Annotated in this window: 19 protein-coding genes; 15 read left to right on the top strand and 4 right to left on the bottom strand. The window is 63.4% G+C overall.

Annotated features, from left to right (window positions below; genetic code table 11):
- The first annotated feature begins 28 nt into the window (after positions 1-28).
- Entirely contained in the window at positions 29-1,201 is a 1,173-nt protein-coding gene (locus tag U5809_RS17985; protein ID WP_322087539.1) for an FAD-binding oxidoreductase, read from the top strand.
- Between the two features lie 96 nt (positions 1,202-1,297).
- Here U5809_RS17985 and U5809_RS17980 read toward each other — a convergent pair whose 3' ends face one another.
- Entirely contained in the window at positions 1,298-2,479 is a 1,182-nt protein-coding gene (locus tag U5809_RS17980) for a serine hydrolase domain-containing protein (RefSeq protein ID WP_322087538.1), read from the bottom strand.
- Between the two features lie 277 nt (positions 2,480-2,756).
- Between U5809_RS17980 and U5809_RS17975 the strand changes: the two genes are divergently transcribed.
- From U5809_RS17975 to U5809_RS17965, 3 genes are all read left to right on the top strand, one after another.
- The gene (locus U5809_RS17975; protein WP_322087537.1) at positions 2,757-3,884 is read left to right on the top strand and encodes an aminotransferase class V-fold PLP-dependent enzyme; all 1,128 of its coding nucleotides are present in this window, start codon (positions 2,757-2,759) and stop codon (positions 3,882-3,884) included.
- A 210-nt stretch (positions 3,885-4,094) separates the two neighbouring features.
- Positions 4,095-4,961, top strand: coding sequence for a helix-turn-helix transcriptional regulator (locus U5809_RS17970; RefSeq protein WP_322087536.1), 867 nt, complete (start codon positions 4,095-4,097; stop codon positions 4,959-4,961).
- Between the two features lie 88 nt (positions 4,962-5,049).
- Positions 5,050-5,964, top strand: a complete 915-nt coding sequence (locus U5809_RS17965) for an alpha/beta hydrolase (RefSeq protein ID WP_322087535.1) — start codon at positions 5,050-5,052, stop codon at positions 5,962-5,964.
- A gap of 22 nt (positions 5,965-5,986) precedes the next feature.
- Here U5809_RS17965 and U5809_RS17960 read toward each other — a convergent pair whose 3' ends face one another.
- Positions 5,987-6,496 carry a VOC family protein gene (locus U5809_RS17960; protein WP_322087534.1) on the bottom strand — a complete coding sequence of 170 codons (510 nt, stop codon included), beginning with the start codon at positions 6,494-6,496 and terminating at the stop codon, positions 5,987-5,989.
- 953 nt (positions 6,497-7,449) lie between these two features.
- Between U5809_RS17960 and U5809_RS17955 the strand changes: the two genes are divergently transcribed.
- The 5 genes from U5809_RS17955 to U5809_RS17935 all read left to right on the top strand — a co-directional run bounded on the left by U5809_RS17955 (position 7,450) and on the right by U5809_RS17935 (position 10,067).
- Entirely contained in the window at positions 7,450-7,824 is a 375-nt protein-coding gene (locus tag U5809_RS17955; protein ID WP_282507783.1) for a VOC family protein, read from the top strand.
- 75 nt (positions 7,825-7,899) lie between these two features.
- Entirely contained in the window at positions 7,900-8,112 is a 213-nt protein-coding gene (locus tag U5809_RS17950) for a hypothetical protein (protein WP_322087533.1), read from the top strand.
- A gap of 120 nt (positions 8,113-8,232) precedes the next feature.
- Entirely contained in the window at positions 8,233-8,676 is a 444-nt protein-coding gene (locus U5809_RS17945; RefSeq protein ID WP_322087532.1) for a hypothetical protein, read from the top strand.
- 86 nt (positions 8,677-8,762) lie between these two features.
- Positions 8,763-9,311, top strand: coding sequence for a GNAT family N-acetyltransferase (locus U5809_RS17940; RefSeq protein ID WP_322087531.1), 549 nt, complete (start codon positions 8,763-8,765; stop codon positions 9,309-9,311).
- Positions 9,312-9,389: 78 nt separating this feature from the next.
- Positions 9,390-10,067, top strand: coding sequence for a hypothetical protein (locus U5809_RS17935; protein ID WP_322087530.1), 678 nt, complete (start codon positions 9,390-9,392; stop codon positions 10,065-10,067).
- 4 nt (positions 10,068-10,071) lie between these two features.
- Here U5809_RS17935 and U5809_RS17930 read toward each other — a convergent pair whose 3' ends face one another.
- Positions 10,072-11,043, bottom strand: coding sequence for a LysR substrate-binding domain-containing protein (locus U5809_RS17930; RefSeq protein ID WP_322087529.1), 972 nt, complete (start codon positions 11,041-11,043; stop codon positions 10,072-10,074).
- A 135-nt stretch (positions 11,044-11,178) separates the two neighbouring features.
- On the opposite strand from U5809_RS17930, the gene U5809_RS17925 reads away from it, so the two are divergent.
- From U5809_RS17925 to U5809_RS17900, 6 genes are all read left to right on the top strand, one after another.
- Complete coding sequence (locus U5809_RS17925) at positions 11,179-13,479, top strand: NADP-dependent malic enzyme (protein WP_322087528.1); 2,301 nt, start codon at positions 11,179-11,181, stop codon at positions 13,477-13,479.
- A 329-nt stretch (positions 13,480-13,808) separates the two neighbouring features.
- Complete coding sequence (locus U5809_RS17920; protein ID WP_322087527.1) at positions 13,809-14,465, top strand: hypothetical protein; 657 nt, start codon at positions 13,809-13,811, stop codon at positions 14,463-14,465.
- 406 nt (positions 14,466-14,871) lie between these two features.
- Complete coding sequence (locus U5809_RS17915; RefSeq protein ID WP_322087526.1) at positions 14,872-15,042, top strand: hypothetical protein; 171 nt, start codon at positions 14,872-14,874, stop codon at positions 15,040-15,042.
- 430 nt (positions 15,043-15,472) lie between these two features.
- Complete coding sequence (locus tag U5809_RS17910) at positions 15,473-16,672, top strand: PLP-dependent aminotransferase family protein (protein WP_322087525.1); 1,200 nt, start codon at positions 15,473-15,475, stop codon at positions 16,670-16,672.
- 12 nt (positions 16,673-16,684) lie between these two features.
- Positions 16,685-16,876, top strand: a complete 192-nt coding sequence (locus tag U5809_RS17905; RefSeq protein ID WP_322087524.1) for a hypothetical protein — start codon at positions 16,685-16,687, stop codon at positions 16,874-16,876.
- 96 nt (positions 16,877-16,972) lie between these two features.
- Positions 16,973-17,563 carry a pyridoxamine 5'-phosphate oxidase family protein gene (locus U5809_RS17900; RefSeq protein ID WP_322087523.1) on the top strand — a complete coding sequence of 197 codons (591 nt, stop codon included), beginning with the start codon at positions 16,973-16,975 and terminating at the stop codon, positions 17,561-17,563.
- 25 nt (positions 17,564-17,588) lie between these two features.
- On the opposite strand, the gene gcvA is transcribed toward U5809_RS17900, so the two are convergent.
- On the bottom strand, positions 17,589-18,482 hold the full coding sequence (gene gcvA, locus U5809_RS17895; protein ID WP_322087522.1) for a transcriptional regulator GcvA: 894 nt from the start codon (positions 18,480-18,482) through the stop codon (positions 17,589-17,591).
- Positions 18,483-18,612: the final 130 nt, after the last annotated feature.

Genomic DNA, 18,612 nt, shown 5'->3' with positions numbered 1-18,612 from the left:
CGCCTTTTACGTGCAACCGGAGTCAGTCGTGAGTTCTCAAGTCGTCATCGTCGGCGGTGGTGTGATCGGCAGTTCGATCGCTTATTTCCTGCGCGCCACCGATCCCACGGTCGCCGTGACCGTCATCGAACGCGACCCCACCTATGCAAGATCGTCGTCGGCGCTGTCGGCCGCGTCGATTCGCCAGCAGTTCTCGACGCCGCTGTCGATCGAGATGTCGCTGTTCGGCATCGACTTCCTGCGCACGATCGGCGAGCGGCTCGAAGTGGACGGCAACCGGCCGTCGATCGATCTGCACGAAGGCGGTTACCTGTTCCTCGCGACGCCGGCCGGCGATGCGACGCTGCGCGAGAATCATGCGCTGCAGACGAGCCTCGGCGCCGATATCCGGCTGATGGACGGCGATGCGCTGCGCGCGAAGTTTCCGTGGCTGAATGTCGACGATCTCGTGTCGGGTGCGTACGGCGTGAGCGGCGAAGGCTGGTTCGACGGCTACGGGCTCGTGCAGGCGCTGCGCAAGAAGGCGCAGGCGCTCGGTGCCCGCTACGTGCCGGCCGATGTGAAGGACGTCGTGCGCGACGGCCGCCGGATCACGCATGTCGTGACGGGCGACGGCGAGCGTTACGCGTGCGACACGCTCGTCAACGCAGCCGGTGCGTGGACGCGCACGCTGTCGTCGATGATGGGCATCGATATTCCGGTGTTTGCGCGGCGCCGCAGCATCTTCAACGTGTCGTCGCCGGCGAAGCTCACCGATTGTCCGTTGCTGATCGATCCGAGCGGCGTGTATTTCCGGCCGGAAGGGCGCACGTATATCTGCGGCACGTCACCGAGCCCCGATCGCGATCCGGACGACCTGCCGCTCGACGAAGTCGACCACGACCTGTTCGACGAGGTGATCTGGCCGACGCTCGCGAATCGCGTGCCGGAATTCGAGGCGCTGCGAGTCCAGAATTGCTGGTCCGGATACTACGAGTACAACGTGTTCGATCACAACGCGATCATCGGTTACCACCCCGAACTCGACAACGTCGTGTTCGCGAACGGCTACAGCGGCCACGGGCTGCAGCAGGGGCCGGCGACGGGGCGGGGCGTCAGCGAACTCATTCTGGGCGGGCGTTACGACACGCTCGACCTGTCGTCGCTCGGCTGGGCGCGCGTGCTGGAAAACCGGCCGATCGTCGAAAAGAACGTCGTGTAGCGCGGCGTAACCGCCCGGAAGTGGGGTGGGCGGGATTCTCCTTGTGTCTCAAACCCATTGGCCCGACGCTTGTCGGGCCTTTTTTTGTTTCGCGCGTTATCCCACGCCGTAGACGGCATCGCGCAGATCGAGCGTGTACTGGCCGTTCATCCCTTCGTAGAGCGTGTTCGTCAGCGACACGACGGTCAGCCCGCGTGCGCGATCGACGAACCACGAATGACCGTAGACGCCACCCCAGCGCCATGTGCCGACGGATTCCGGCGATGCGGCCGCCTGCGGGTCGTGCAATACCGAAAACCCGATCCCGAAACCCGCGCCGGGCAGATCCGCCAATTCGAAGTCGCCGGTCTGTACGCGGCCCATCTCGTCGACCAGGTCGGCTGGCAGGATCGCGCCGCCGCCCGCGCGCAGCGTGTCGAGCACCGTCAGCACGTCGCCGGCCGTACCGACCATTCCGGCGCCACCCGATGGGAACGCCTGCGCGTTGAGTGCGCGCGACTGCGAGTATGTGACGCCGACGGTCCCTTCGTCGATGGGTACGGCTTCGTTCTCGGCGAGCCGGTGCGGCCGCGGCGTGTCGTTGACGTAGGGCGTGGCGAGTCGTGCGGGATCGCGTGCGACGAAAGCCGTATCGCGCACACCGAGCGGGTGGAGCACGAGCGCATCGATCGCGTCGGCGAGCGGCACGCCGCAGACGGCTTCGATCACCGCGCCGATGACGTCGATCGACAGCGAATAGTTGAAGTTGGTGCCGGGCGCGAACAGCAGCGGCACGCTTGCGATCCGGCGCAGGTTTTCGGCGAGCGTGATCGATGCGCCGTCCAGCCCGTCGGACACGCCCGCGCGCGCATAGGGGCCGTTCTCGTCGGTTTCGTGGTAACGATAGTCGAGGCCGGCGGTATGCACGAGCAACTGACGCACCGTGATCGCCGGCACGCGGCCGTCGGACAGCGCGGGACGGAACTCCGGCAGCCAGCGCGTCGCGTCGTCGTCGAGCGACAGCTTGCGTTGCGCGACGAGCACCATCGCGGCCGCCGAGACGATCGGCTTCGTCACCGACGCGAGGCGGAACAGCGTGTCCTCGCGCATCGGCGTGCGTGATTCGCGGTCCGCGAACCCGGCTGCGCGGCGGTAGACGAGTTCGCCGTCGCGTGAGACCAGGACCACCGCGCCGACGAGGCGTTGCGTGTCGAGCTGGCGGGACAGCACCGCATCGATGCGCTCGGCGAGCGCGGGATCGGTTGACGACTGCAGTGACGAAGCTGAAGAGGAGGTCATCGAGGATTCCGTCGTGAAGAGTCTGGTCGACATGTTATGGGCTGCCCGCCGCATGCGTCGTTAACCCTTACACGGAACAGGGCTACGTGCGCGGCACGCGCCGGCATTGACGCGCATCGAACCGGAATGCGGACAAAATATGCCCCAATCGGCCGGCGGCGTTCGTTAGAATCTGCATTCGTCGAGGAAATGACGCAATTGCATTGGTGCAGAGCAGTATCGAGTCGCAGGCGCTGCGCGCCCTGATTCCATCGTTCATCTTTCACCGGAGGCGAGCATGCCAGGTTTACTTCCCGATGTTGACCGCGAGGGTCTCCTCGAATATTCGGTGGTGTACACCGATCGCTCGGTCAACCACATGTCGCAGCGTTTTCAAGGTGTCATGCGCGACATTTCCGCCACGCTGAAAAAAGTCTACAACGCGAAATCGGCCGTGATCGTCCCGGGCAGCGGGACGTTCGGCATGGAAGCCGTGGCACGGCAGTTCGCGACGAACAAGAAGTGCCTCGTAATCCGCAACGGCTGGTTCAGCTTCCGCTGGTCGCAGATTTTCGACATGGGTAGCATTCCGTCCGAAACGACGGTGCTGAAGGCGCGTCCGGTCGAAGCGGGCCGCCAGGCCGCGTACGCGCCGGCGCCGATCGACGAAGTGGTCGCCGCGATCCGCGAGAGCAAGCCCGATCTGGTGTTTGCGCCGCACGTCGAAACGGCTTCCGGGATGATGCTGCCTGACGGATACCTGCGCGCGGTGGCCGACGCCGTCCATGCGGTGGGCGGGATGTTCGTGCTGGATTGCATTGCGTCGGGTACGGTCTGGGTCGACATGCAGGTGAGTGGTGTCGATATCCTGATCAGCGCGCCGCAGAAGGGCTGGAGCGCGTCGCCGTGTTGCGCGATGGTCATGTTGAGCCCGCTTGCGCGCGAACGCATCGATTCGACGACCAGCACCAGCTTCGCATGCGACCTGCGCAAGTGGCTGCAGATCATGGAGGCGTACGAGGGCGGCGGGTTTGCGTATCACGCGACAATGCCTACCGACAGCCTCACGACGCTGCGCGACGTGATGAAGGAAACCGAGGCATACGGCTTCGACAAGGTGAAGGCCGAGCAGCTCGAGCTTGGCGAACGCATTCGTGCGTTGCTGGCCGAGAAAGGGTTCAGGAGCGTGGCGGCGGCAGGGTTCGAGGCGCCGGGTGTCGTGGTCAGCTACACGGACGATGACGGGATTCGAACCGGGAAGAAGTTTGCGGATGTCGGGTTGCAGATTGCGGCGGGGGTTCCGCTGCAATGCGACGAGCCAGAGGACTTCAAGACGTTCCGGCTCGGGTTGTTCGGTCTCGACAAGCTGCATGATGTCGATGGCGCGGTGAAGCGGTTCTCGGATGCGTTGAACCGGATTCTTTGACGCGTTCTTTCGCAGGCAGTCGATAAACGACGCGCTTTCCATGAGCGTCGGGAGGGTGGAATGCAGGTGTCCGAGCGGGCACTCGCATTCCGACCTGAAGCGCGCGATCGGGACATTATTCGTCGGAGCGCAGCAGGCATTCCCGTATCATTCGTCCGATTCGCCGGGATCGCATGACCCGGCCATCCCGCACAGGTGAAAGGACGAGCGATGAAGGGCGAACGGAGCGGCCACGATAGCGCGATCAAGCGCAACGCGACAACCAACCCGAAGCGCGCCGGCATCGCCTCCGTTCAGAAGAGCACCGACCCGCGCGACTACCAGAGCGCGCCGGGTATCGCGGCGGTCATGCCGAAAGCGTTTCCCGACGGCTTCGTCGTCGCGGAGCACCAGCATCCGCGCGCACAACTCGTCTACACGACCACAGGCATTGCCGAAGTCTTCGCGTGCCAGTCGATGTGGATGATCCCGCCTCATCGCGCGCTCTGGATTCCGCCTGACCTTTCGCATGCGATGCGCGCACATGGGCAGCTCGAAATGCGAACTGCATATGTCGACCCGCGTGCGTACCCGTCGGCCTACCCGAATCAACCGCGACTGGTCAACGTTTCACCGCTGCTGCGTGAGCTGATCGTGCGCGCGTCGTCCCTTCCGATCGACGCGCATCCTGCCGGCCGCGACGATCTCGTCATCCAGCTCATGCTCGCTGAAATCGAATGGTCTCCGGAGCAGCCGTTGCGACTTCCGTCCGGCCAGGATCGGCGGCTTGCACGCGTCTGCGATGCGATTCTGTCGAATCCGGCCGATCAGCGCACGCTGACGGAGTGGGCCGGTGAAGTCGGTGCGTCCAGTCGAACATTGGCCCGGCTGTTCACCGCGGAAACCGGTTTGTCGTTCAGCCAGTGGCGACAGCAGGCCCGGATTTCCGCCGCGCGCCCGTTGCTGGCATCGGGTTGCTCGGTGATCGCCGTCGCGGCCGATCTGGGCTACGAAACGACGAGCGCATTCTCGACCGTGTTTCGCCGCTTCACCGGCACAACGCCGAGCGCTTACGCGAAACTGTCCGATTCCGCGTAGCAAACGTCTTTCCGGAACACGCGGGACTGGGCGTGTTGCACTTATCGTGTTGGTCATCGAACCCGCCGACCGAATGAGGCAACCCGACATGACGCGACACGACATCGAATTCCCGTCCGAATCCACGACGCTGCGAGGCTGGTTCTACGCGCCGTCGCAGCGCAGCGCCGACGGGGAAGCATGGCCCGCCATCGTGATGGCGCACGGCTTTTCGGCCGTGAAGGAGCAGTATCTGGACCGCTACGCGGAGGTGTTCGCCGCCAACGGCTTTGCCGTGCTGCTCTACGATCACAAGAACTTCGGCGCAAGCGACGGAGTTCCTCGTCAGGAAATCGATCCCGTGCAACAGAAGCGTGGCTATCGCGATGCGATCAGCTATCTGCTGACGCGCGCCGATGTCGACGCCGAACGCATCGGCATCTGGGGCACCAGTTACAGCGGCGGCCACGTGCTCGAAGTGGCCGCCATCGACCGGCGCGTGAAATGCGTGGTGTCGCAGGTGCCGACGATCAGCGGGTATCAGTCGGGCTTGCGCCGCACGCGGTCCGATCTCGTACCCGCGATGCTGGCGCGCTTCGACGACGATCGCCGGCAGCGCTTCGCGGGTGGCCCGCCGGCCATGTTGCCGACCGTCAGTGCCGACCCCTCGGCCGCCTGTGCGATGGCCGGCGCGGATGCGTACCGGTTCTTCACCGAATCGGCCGCGCAGTTTGCGCCGAACTGGCGAAATGAAGTGACGTTACGCAGTGCAGAGCTATCGCGCGAGAACGAACCGGGTCAGTACATCGACCGGATCTCGCCGACTCCGCTGCTGATGATCGTCGCCGACCAGGACGTGCTGACGCCGACCGACCTTTGCCTCAAGGCGTGGGAAAACGCGCTGCAACCGAAGCGGTTGCTCCAGATCACAGGCGGCCATTTCACGCCGTATATCGAGCACTTCGACGCAACCAGTCGGGCGGCGGCGGAATGGTTCACGCAGCATCTGGGTGGCGCGCACTGACCTGAGCCCGCGCTCGTTGGCGCTATGCGTGCCGCTTCGGGTTCCATGCCTTGTGGACGAACTCGAGGCGATTGCCGTCGAAGTCGGCGACGTTGGCCGCGTAGTAGCCTGGTGCGAAATAGGTGCGATCCGCCGGTTTCCCCTCGTCGATGCCGCCGGCCCTGATGGCGGCTGCATAGGCTGCGTCGACCAGTTCGTTGGTGTCGCAGACGATCCCGAGATACAGCCCCGTTTCACCGGGCTTGCGCTGGCGGAGCCAGATGCTTGATCCGACCGCGTTGCCCTTGCCGTACACGTCGTCGCCCAGGCCGTAAAGATCGGGGACGCCTTCGGGGCCTGACGCGGAATCGTAGTTGCCGAAGATGTGCCAGCCGAGCGGTTTCAAGGCTTCGGCATAGAAGGCCAGCGACTTGTCGATGTCGGTGACGGAGAGGTAGACGTGGTCGATCATTGAGCCGCCTTCTTCGATGTGGGTGTGGAGGGTTGGGGCATCACGCCATTGGACGATAACAAACCCGGCGATGCGCTGCATACCTTCGACGATTCGGAAGCCGGTCGCACGGTAACGCGGGCGTCCGAACGACGTGTTGCAGCCTGGTGCCGACGACGCCAGCCGAGGCTTCGTCATATGAAGTAATAGCTGTAATCCCGCATGAAATCTTCTTTCCGATGACTCCGGCTAGACTGGTCTCGCCTTGTCCCCCCCAAGGTGTTGTGTGACCTCCGCTCGGCCCGCGCTTTTCAGCGTGGGCCAACTTTTTCGAGCGGGTGTCGTCGGCGGTCGAATGATCGCCAGCCGGACGCGCATTGGAGGAAAACTAGCGTGACAGTACACCCGACTGCCCGGGATGCCGGTTCGCTCGCGCGCTTCGTCGCGTTGCGAGTAGCGGCGGCTGCCGCCGCGATGTTCATCGTTCCGGCAGCGTTCGCCCAAGCCAGTGCGCCCGTTACCAGCAGTGTGTTTGTGCACCCGCCGTACGACACGGGCAATAGCGCGATCAACGAGAATTTCCAGTACATCACCCATCCGCCGATGCGGCCGGTCGCGGCGAGTGAGCCTGCGGTCGTGCGTGGCGCGCACCGGGGCCGTCGCGGGCAAACGGGCAGCACGAATGCTGCGGGCGCAACGAGTGGCGGATCGAACAGCGGGGCGGCCGTACCTCTTCCTCAAATGCCGGCTGACGGATCAGCCGCTGCGCCCGTTTCGCAGTAGCACGGTTTCTCCGAATCCTTTCAGGCAAGCAGGGCGATCGACATGCGATCGTCAGGTATCGCCCGAATCTCGACAACGTCACGCGGCGCGGCGTGACCGCCCGGTGAGGGGTGAGCGGGATTCTCCTTGTGTCTCGCTCGTTGGCCCGACGCTGTCGGGCTTTTTTTGTTGGTGAGCGGAAGGTGTACGGTCGCCGGCTGTGTGTGGCACCATCGCGGTGGTCTCGACATCACACCCGGGTGCAGGCCAGCCCGTCTATCCGAGGGGATCTCATGTTTGACCACGTCAAATTCGGAGTCAGCGACTTTGCCGCCAGCAAGGCGTTTTTCCTCAAGGCACTCGCACCGATCGGTGCAGTGACGGTGGGTGAGGGCGAGCCTTCATACGGGATCGAGATCAGTCCGCCCGGCAAGCCTTCGTTGTGTCTGTTCCAGACGGCCGAGAAACCGGCGCATCTCCACATCGCGTTCGTAGCCGACAATCGGCAGCAAGTCGATGCGTTCCATCGCGCGGCGCTGGAGGCGGGCGGGAAGGACAACGGCGCGCCGGGGCTGCGGCCGCATTATCACGCGAACTACTACGCGGCGTTCGTCATCGGGCCGGATGGGCACAATATCGAGGTGGTTTGTCATCAGGCGGAGGGGTGATCCGTCGGTGGCGGACGGATGTGTTCGAAAGCACGATCAAACGCATGCGTCAGGCGCGCACGGGGGCCGACCGGGATGAGTGACATCGCCATCGATTTGCCTTTTTATATCGTCGCGATCTTGATCGGCGCCGACTACTGGCCAGTGACGCTTTTTGTCGGCGCGGCCGGATTGTATTTCGCGGCGACCCGTTTGCGCGGTGGCTGGCGTATTGTCTGTATCGTCGTTTCGCTATTGTTCGCCGCCGAAGCCTGCTTTGGGATTTATGGTCGCTTTGTCGGGTTTTAATTGCCGTGAGAGCGGGTGCGCTACACTCGGTCGGCGTTCGGTGCTACGCGGCGCCGGCTAGCGGCGGAGACGATACCAATACATTCCGGGGCGGGCGGCCGTCGGCCTCCCGAAAAGACAATGCCAATCAGCAAACTGAAGGCTATGCCGGCGTTTCACACGGACGCGCCGCCGCAGATCCGTCATGCCATCGCGCTCTTCACGATAGTCTGGCTCATCGAGGCCGGATTTGCAGTCTGGCTTCAGAAGATGGGTATCAGTCAAATTGGTGAAGTGCCCACGGCAAAGGTAACGCTCATGCGTCAGGGCCTTGCCATGATCGCCGTGATTCAGGGATTCTGGCTGTTCCTGAACGCCAGCCTGATCATAGGCCTTTGCCAACGACAAAAGCTGGCACGCACGCTGGAACTGGTACTCACGATTGTCACGACGCTGGCCTTCATTGTGGTGGCGCTCCCGTTCAGGATGAACCTGATCGAAGTGTCCTTTTTCGCCAATGCGATTGCGACTGTGCTCATTTATTCTGGCCCGTGTTCGCGTTGGTTCCAGGGTACGACTTCGTAAGAGCGTCACGATTGCTATTGCGAATGCGGCTTGGCGAGATGAAGGCTGTCGTGCCACGCCGCGAAGACTCAACGGAAAGACGAGCGATGAATTCGAAAGTCATCCGCAGGGCCACGGCAGACGACGTGCCGGCGCTCACGCAGATCCGGAACGATGCACACGCCAAGAAGGTCGCGCATGGCGATTATGTGTGGGGCAACGCGGGCGACGGCTTCTCCGAGCGGTGGGTGCGAAACAATGTCGCCGAGAAAGCGGTGTATGTCGTCGAACAGGATGGCACGTTGATCGGAACGTTCGCGCTCGGTTTCGACGACGACAACCACTGGGGGCCTCAAGCACCGGTCGCCGGGTACGTGCATGGGCTATGCGTGCGGCAAGGTTTCAACGGGCTGGGGATTGGCAGCTTCGTGCTTGACTGGTGTGCCCGCGAGGTGAGCGGCTCGAACCGGCGTTTCGTTAGACTCGACTGCGACGCTGAAAACACGAAGCTTTGCGCTTACTACGAATCGCTCGGCTTTGTCCGCGTCGGATTGAAGTCGGACGGCCGTGACTGGTCGTTGTACGAGAGGCCGGCCGATCGACTGTCGACCGGATCATCGACGGGTTGCTCGCAGGCGTCTCGTCAAACGAAGTGAACCCGGCAACGATTGTCGGCACAAGCCTGCCGAATCATCGACAATCCACGTCATTCAAAAAATCAGAGAGGGTGGTGTATGCGCAGGACCGGCAAGACGCTCGCGGTGATCTTGAGCTTTGCAGTCGTCGGGATCGCCGACGTTCAGGCAGCCCCTGGCGAATCCGCATTCCCGCGCTATACGCAGGTGGAAGGCAAGCTCGACAGCGACGGGCTCCCGCTGTCCGGCGTGAAGCTCTGCGTGCTTCCCGACCATGCACCATGCTTCGAGATGCCGCCGGCGCCGCTTCCCCATTCTTCCAGGGGGCTTTACCAGTTCGGCCTGGATCCGAAGTCCGAGCGGTTGCCGATCGCGTCGGGCGGCTCGTGGGTGTTCTTCTCGGGGATGTTCTCGGGCGGCGGCAGCGGGATGCTGGAGCGCGTGGCCGTCCTGCGTGTCGGCGCGAACGGCAAGATCGAGAACCTGATGCCGAAAGTCACCCAGACGGAGATGGCCGACCGCGCGATGTGGAAGTTGCCGGATGTGTCGCCGTATCCGCTGTTCGTCCGGGCGGACTATATCTGGGAGAAGGACGAGGACCATTTCGGCAAGCACTTCTTCGAAGTCGACGCGTGGGTGTTCGATCCCGCCGCCAATCAGTACTCGAAACGCTTTTCCTATCGCACGGCGAAGCGCTACGACCGCGGCGAGGGCTCCGACCACGTGCTGACCGCCGAGCGCGCGGAAATCCTGCGCCGCCTTGCCGCGAGCAAATAGCCGCTTATCGCTGCATTTCCCCGTACGTCTCTCTGCACACGCCGCGCAGCGCCTCGACGAGCAGATCGCGCGCGGGCGAACGTGAATCGGCGGAGCGCGTAAACAGCGCAATCGGCGGAAGCGTCCACACGAGCGAGTAAGGCACGATCGCCACACCGGCGATCCGCACCAGTTCTTCCGCGATATCGGCCGGCACGATCGACACGGCCTCGTCGCTCGACGCGATCATTTCGCCGATCAGTTTCGACGAGTAGCTTTCGACGATCGGCACGGGCGGCGCGATGCCGGCCGACAGGAACAGGTCGGTCACCTGTTCGCGCATCGGCGTATGCGGCGCGCCGAGAATCCAGTCGAGCGCGTGCAGTTTGTGCCAGTCGAGCGGCGTGCGCGCCAGCTTGGCCGCAAGACGCCGGCTCGCGATCATGCGCGGCTGCTGCTGGTACAGCACTTCAAACGAAACCTGCCCCAGATCGATCGCCGACGACGCGCGCCCGATCACGATGTCGACGCTGTGATCCCTGAGCTGCAGCAGCAGCTGATCGCTGGTGCCTTCGTGAATCGTCACGGTCAGCCGTCGCTCCATCCGCGCTTGCAACCGCTTCAGCGCGGCCGACAGCATCTGGCCGGAGATGAACGGAATCACGCCGATGTGCAGATGGGCCGCGTGCCCGGCGGCGACGGCCTCCATTTCGCGGGCGAGGTGGTCGAGATCCTTGATCATCGCCTTCGCCCGCTCGAGCACGACCGCGCCGAGCGCGGTGGGCCGCATGCCGCGCGACGATCGCTCGAACAGCGGCGTGCCGAACATGCTCTCCAGCTCCGACAGCGCATTCGTCACGGCCGGCTGGCTGCTGGCCATGTGCTCGGCGACGCGCGTCAGCGACCCGTGCTGTTGAATCTGCAACAACAGCACCAGATGCCGAATCTTCAGACGAGCGCCGAGCCGTCTGACCACGTCATTTGCGTCAAAAGTCATTGACTAGTCATGTATTCATCATGAAAAAGTGATGGACCGATATTAAAACAGAATCATCACCTTATGGCGGATCCCTAGAATCAGCTTCATGGATCGCGCCGGGACTGGCCTGGCGCCCACGCCGGGACCCAAAACATGAAACAGACAGAGACACAGCAGCAGGCCGCGTTCGACTATCACGAGTTTCCGACCCCCGGGAAAATCTCGGTCGTGGCGAGCAAGCCGCTGGTGACCCAGCGCGATCTGGCGCTGGCCTATACGCCCGGCGTGGCGAGCGTGTGCGAGTCGATCGCCGCCGATCCGCTGCAGGCGCACCGCTTCACGAGCCGCGGCAACCTGGTCGGCGTGATCACGAACGGCACCGCGGTGCTCGGCCTGGGCAACATCGGCCCGCTCGCATCGAAGCCGGTCATGGAAGGCAAGGCCGTGCTGTTCAAGAAGTTCGCCGGGATCGACGTGTTCGACATCGAGATCAATGAGACCGACCCGGACAAGCTGGTCGACATCATCGCCGGCCTTGAACCCACGTTCGGCGGGATCAACCTCGAGGACATCAAGGCGCCGGAATGCTTCACGGTCGAGCAGAAGCTGCGCGACCGCATGAAGATTCCCGTCTTCCACGACGATCAGCATGGCACGGCCATTACCGTTTCCGCCGCGTTCATCAACGGGTTGAAGGTCGTCGGGAAGTCGATCAAGGAGGTGAAGGTCGTGACGTCGGGCGCCGGTGCGGCCGCACTGGCGTGCCTGGACCTGCTGGTCGACCTCGGGCTGCCGGTCGAAAACGTCTGGGTGACGGACATCGAAGGCGTCGTCTATCGCGGCCGTACCACGCTGATGGACCCGGCCAAGTCGCGCTTCGCGCAGGAAACCGATGCGCGCAAGCTCGCCGAAGTGATCGGCGGTGCGGATGTGTTTCTGGGGCTGTCGGTCGGCGGCATCCTCACGGCGGAGATGCTGAAGGCGATGGCGGCGCGTCCGCTGATTCTCGCGCTCGCCAATCCGACGCCGGAAATCTTCCCTGAACTGGCACACGAGACGCGCGACGACGTCGTTATCGCGACGGGCCGCTCGGACTACCCGAACCAGGTCAACAACGTGCTGTGCTTCCCGTACATTTTCCGGGGCGCGCTGGATGTGGGCGCGACGACGATCACGCGCGAAATGGAGATCGCCGCGGTTCACGCGATCGCGGGGCTGGCCGAGGAAGAGCAGAACGAAGTCGTCGCGGCGGCATACGGTGCGTACGACGTGTCGTTCGGCGCGCAATACCTGATTCCGAAGCCGTTCGATCCGCGCCTGATCGTGCGTATCGCGCCGGCCGTGGCCAAGGCGGCGATGGAGGGCGGCGTGGCGACGCGTCCGCTCGCGAATCTCGACGCCTATGTCGAGCAGCTGCAGCAGTTCGTCTATCACTCCGGTGCGTTCATGAAGCCGCTGTTCGCGACCGCGCGTCGGCTGGTGCGTGACGGCGGCAAGGCGCGGATCGTGTTCACCGAAGGCGAAGACGAGCGGGTGCTGCGGGCGGTGCAGGTGATCGTCGACGAGAAGCTCGCGCGTCCGATTCTGGTCGGGCGTCCGGAGGTGCTGCTGGCGCGCATCGAGCGGTTCGGCCTGCGCCTGCGACTTGGTCAGGATGTCGAAGTGACCAATCCGGAGTACGACGAGCGCTTTCCGCAGTACTGGACGAAGTATTGGGAACTGCGGTGCCGCGACGGCATTTCGAAGGAAATGGCGCGCGTGGAAATGCGTCGCCGCCTGACGCTGATCGGCGCGATGATGGTGCAGCTCGGCGATGCGGACGGGATGATCTGCGGCACGGTGGGCGAGTATCACAATCACCTGCGGTTCGTGGATGAGGTGATCGGGAAGAAGCCGGGAGCGTCGACTTACGCGGCGATGAACATCCTGCTGCTCGATCAGCGCACGGTCGCGCTGGTGGATACGCACGTCAACGACAACCCCGATGCGGAGCAGATTGCTGAATTCACGATTGCGGCGGCGCGGCAGATGGAGTGGCTGAATTTGACGCCGAAGGTTGCGCTGCTGTCGCGGTCGAATTTCGGTTCAGGGAGTGCGGCTTCGGGCGTGAAGATGCGCCGGGCGCTGGAGATCGTGCGGGAGCAGGCGCCGGATATCGAGGCGGATGGCGAGATGCATGGCGACTGCGCGCTGGATGAAGGACTGCGGGCGAAGCTGCTGCCGATGTCGCCGTTGAAGGGAGCGGCGAATTTGCTGGTGTGTCCGAATGTGGATGCGGGGAATATTGCTTATAACCTGCTCAAGACCGAGGCGGGGAGCAATGTGGCGGTGGGGCCTTTCCTCTTGGGCGTTAATGCTCCCGTGAACATTCTTACTTCTAGCGCGACCGTGCGGCGGATTGTGAACATGGCCGCGTTGACGGTGATTGAGGCGAATCGGGGTGTGGCGGGCTGATTGAGTGGTAGGTTGTTGTGAGGCGGCTACGGCCGCCTCGTGTTTGCTGATGCGGCGACAGACGGTATTCCACCTTTCCGCTCAAGACATGCCATGTCCTCGACATTGTGCTCTTCAAACGGTCGGACATCCGATCGGTCGTATACACACGATTTGTTTTTGATTTGTGCGTATGGCAGAATCGCGTCAGGCGTGACTCGCCCGGGCTCCCAGCCCAAGTTTTGAGCGGCTTAAACTGGCACGAATACTTATTGCTTCATTCCGCGTCGCATGTTGTCAAGGCGGCGGACGCTAAACGCTCAACGTTCGCTGCGCTTTGAGAGACAACCATGGACCAGTTCACTCGCTGGAGTTGCGTCGCGCACTCCCTTCTTTCCAAGCACGTACCCCAAATTAAGCTCGGGCAAGTGCATCAGCTTCTCGCTGCTTGTCTCGGCCACCAAACCTACGCTTCCCTTCGCAAGGCGGATCTTGAGACCCTGAACCGGGGGCCGAGTTACGTTCTCTTCGATATTGATGCGGGGTTTGTCCGTGCGGCTGCTCTCGGGCTTCCTCTCACGGAGGCGCACTGGCGAGAGGTCAAAATAGCTCTGAGTCGAAGCGGCGTCACCCCATTTTGGCTGATTGCTATGGCCAGCATGCATCTTGCAGCGCGGCTAACGTTCGAAGACGCGGATGATGCTCGGATTCATGCAATGAAACGTGCGATCGGCTTCCCTAATGGCCAACTGGCGACGTCGAGCCGGTGTCATTCTCCGGAAGACGGCGTGCCGGAAATATTGCGATTTGATGTTGACGGTGAAGTTCACGCCTATGACGATGAAATATCGGTAGCGATACCGGTAATCGCAGTTGTTGAGTTCCGGAAGATCGGCCAGCGGATGTACGGAAAGGGTAGTCTCGTTTCTGTCGAGCAGAACGGAGATCCTCGGGCACGTGAAGACGAGGAAGATATCTTTGAAGTGTTCGGAATGTCGGAGGATTGACACTCCGTCTCGGTCGTTCGAGCTCGGCTCTTCCTAAAGTGAACTGAGCTACCTGAGGATGCGGCTGTAGCTCGGACACCAGCCGCATCTCGTCGATCTGTGACCGAAGTGATTCGATGCCACCTAGGCCATTGCCGTGACCGTTTCACTGGTGTCGGCAATGCCAAAAAATCTCGACCCGAGTTGGCTTGAGAAATTGGCTCGTCGAGATGTGCAGTCATTTCAAGAGCTGCTAGACCAGTGTTGCATGACCAGTGAGTGCAAGGCCGAGCAGAAGCCGGAAGCTCAACATGTCGATGGGAGCATTGGAGCTGATCAGGAATCCAAACATGCTGTTCTGTTGGCGTCTTGGTCAGTTTGTTCACTGGTTCACGGATCGTTGGCACCCTGTTGTTACCTGCCGTGAATGAAGGCGATCGAAATCAATTTCAAGATTTTCGGATTCAAGCCGGGCGACCGCGTGTACCTGCACGTCAGCGACGTCGACCGGGCGAGCACGATCAAGCCGGACTATAGCCAGCTGGCGCTGCGAAAGCTGTCGTGCCACGATCCCGATCGAGGACCGTCGCCGCTATAACACCCGTGAGGGCTGCTTGATGTGGCTGCAGGGAGTGGGTTGCAGGCGTTTCCCGGACGTGACTGATCGCCAGGGCGATATCGCCCTGGCATCGCCACGAACGCCGCGATCCACACCGACCACGACGTTAAACAACTGCCACGACCCCAAGGCCCGTGAGGCCGCATCATGTTCGGCGAAACAATCGCCCGTATCAAACACTCGTTCGATAAGCCGCCGCCGGAACCCGCATCAACACCCCAGCCCCACTACGCCCAAACCCGGGATTTAATGACCAAACCGCAAGACCTAGTGCATAGATATCGTTTGCCGAGCCCTTAATGACTATCGACAATCGTGGCTCGAATTCACCGCCGTGGCGCCAGAAGCGCCCCAGCGGCAGGCACTTGACGGCTATCCCGGCCGTCCGCGCCCTCCAGCTCACGACGACATGTACGCGTTCACTCCCTCATTCCAGAATCCCGCCGGCTCGCCGATCCGCGAGTTGTTCAAGTACCTGTCCGAACCGGGCATGATTTCCTTCGCGGGCGGCTATCCGGCCAGCGACCTGTTCGACGTCGATGGCCTGAACGCGGCCGCCGAACGTGCGTACGCGCAGCCCGTGCGCTGCCTGCAATACGGCCCGACCGACGGCCTCGCCGAACTGAAGCAGCAACTGATCGCGCTGATGGCGCGTCGCGGCGTCGCGTGCACGGCGGCCGAACTGCTCGTCACGACCGGTTCGCAGCAGGGCCTCGACCTGTTGCTGCGCGTGATGGTGTCGCCCGGCGACGTCGTGCTGACCGAACAGCCGGCTTACCCGGCCACGCTGCAGGCGATGCGTCTGCAGCAGGCGCGCATCGTGACGATCCCCGTCGACGGTGAAGGGCTCGACGTCGACCGTCTTGCCGAGCAACTCGCGTCCGGCGCGATCGCGCAACCGAAGCTGCTTTACACCGTTCCAACCTTCGCGAACCCCACGGGCGCGACGCTCACGCGCGAACGCCGGCTGAAGCTGCTGCGTCTCGCGGTGCAATACCGTTTCCTGATCATCGAGGACGATCCGTACGGCGATTTGCGTTTCGCGGGCGAAGCCGTGCCGTCGATGCTCGCGCTGGCCAGCGAAGTGGACGGCGCGCGCGACTGGATCGTGCATTTCGCGAGCCTGTCGAAGATCGTCGCGCCGGGGCTGCGCGTGGGCTGGACGATCGCGCCGGCCGAGATCGCGCGGCGCTGCGTGATCGCGAAGCAGACGGTCGACTTGTGCAGCACGCCGTGGACGCAGGCCGCCGCCGCCGAATACCTGGCCGACGGCGCGCTCGAACGCCATCTGCCCCGGATCACGGCCGCATACCAGCGCAAATGCGACGCGATGTGCGACGCGCTGCGCGACGGGTTCGGCGATGCGATCGAATTCCATCGTCCCGAAGGCGGGATGTTCGTGTGGGCGCGGATCGGCGCGGTGTCGTCGGACGTGCTGCTGCAACAGGCGATCGCCAACAAGATCGTGTTCGTACCCGGCAAGGCGTTCTTCGCGGACAACGTCGACGCAGCGTCGCTGCGCCTGTCGTTCGCCGCACCGGACGTCGATGCGATCCGGGAAGGCGTTGCGCGCCTCGTGCGCGCGTATGGTGCGGCGCTGGCCGCGTGAGGAGACATCAACGTGAATATCACCGTCAACGAAACGGCATCGATGAGCGCAGCGTTGGGCGCGGGCGATAATCGGCCGGCAAAGCATCGCTCGTCGCAGATCAGCGCCGGGCCGCAATATGTAGCCGACGTGCTCGGCCGCTTCGGCGCGGAGCCGGCCACCGATGCCGGCGATGCCGCGCCGGTCGTGCTCGGCTATAACTGATCGGCACAGGCACGGCGGCTCGCGTCGCATGCGAGCCGCCGCCCGAACAAACGGTTAAGCTTCCGCGATCGACACACTGACGATCGCCGCCGCCTCATGTCCGACTCGACCTCCGAATCGCTCGCGCAAACGTACGACCGCGTCTGGTCTTGCCTCGAATCAGGCGTGAGCATGAAGCGCTCGCCGTTCACGATGCTGCAGGCGGCCACGTTCGGCCTCGATGGCGCGCCGAAGGTTCGGACGATCGTATTGCGTCAGGTGAGCCGCGCCGATCGCGTGCTGTCGTTTCATACCGATGCGCGCTCGGAGAAAGTCGCGGAGTTGCGCCGCGATCCGCGCTTCTCGATCGTCGCCAACGATCTCGACGCGCTCGTGCAGATTCGCGCGGAAGGCGTTGCCTCGATCTGCGAAGACGAAGCGCAGCGGCGTGCGATCTGGGAATCGAGCCGTCCGCATACGCTGTTGCTGTATCGTGCGCCGTTGCCACCCGGCACGGTGATCAACTCTCCGGAAGAAGCGCATCTCGACAGCACCGCGCCAACCGGCGACGGCTACGAAAACTTCTGCCTGATCCACATGACGGTCACGCGCATCGACTGGCTCGAACTTGCGCGAGCAGGGCATCGCCGGGCGGTGTTCGATCTGAACGGCACAAGCGGCTACGCGGCGCGCTGGATTGCCCCCTGACGCTGTCGCAGGACCTTCAAGGCGCTCAAGGCCGCCCGTCCGCCACCGCCTGTCCGGTCATCCACTCGCGCATCACCACGATCGCATCATCGTCGCGGCGCTCGGCCGGATACACGAGATAGAACCCCATCGACAGCGGAAACGCGAAATCGAACGGCTTGCACAGCCGGCCGGCGGCGATGTCGCGCTCGACGAGCGGATCGGTTGCGAGCGCGATGCCCTGGCCGGCGACGGCCGCATCGATCGCGAGCGACGTCTGGTTGAAGCGCAGCCCCTTGTGTGGATCGATATCGACGGGCTCCGGCATCGCTGCAAGGAACTCCGGCCACAGGTCGTGCGCGTCGTGCAGCAGCACCTGACCGGCCAGCGCACGTGGTGAAGCCGGCGCGGTCAGCACGGCAGGACTGCACACCGCACACACGTCGAGCGGAAACAGCGCATGCGCGACGAGATGCTTGCCGAACGGCGGCTTGCCGTAGCGGATCGCGAGATCGACGCCGTCGTGGCGGAACGTCGCGATCTGCGGATCGGCGATCACGCGCACGTCGTAGTCGGGATGGGCTTCGGTGAAGTGCGCGAGCCGCGGGATCAGCCACTTCGATGCGAATGACGGTGTCGTGCTGATCGTCAGCGCCGCGCGCCGCTTCACGAGCTTGTCGGTCGCGTCGGCGATCGCGTGCAGCGCGCGCTGCACGTCGGAGAAATACGCGGCGCCGTCGTGCGTGAGCGCAAGGCCGCGCGGCAGGCGCTCGAACAGCTTCAGGCCGAGCACGTCCTCGAGGTGGCGCACCTGCTGCGCGACGGCGCCCTGCGTGACGCCGATCTCGTCGGCCGCGGCGCGGAAATTGAGGTGCCGCGCGGACACTTCGAACGCACGAAGCGCATTCAGCGGCGGCAGGCGGGAAGGGCGTGGCGGCATCGTCAGGCTGTAGAAAAACTATCGGCTGTCGGCAGAAATACTGGTTCGACAGCCGGATTTGATGCGCCTACATTACCACCATGGCGCGCCGAATGGCGGCTGCGCGGCGGCAGAATCGGAACGAGGAGCA

The sequence above is a fragment of the Burkholderia sp. BCC1999 genome, from assembly GCF_905339975.1.
GTDB lineage: Bacteria > Pseudomonadota > Gammaproteobacteria > Burkholderiales > Burkholderiaceae > Burkholderia.
Note: the sequence above shows the minus strand (reverse complement) of the source record. Positions and strands in the feature narration are given on the sequence as shown.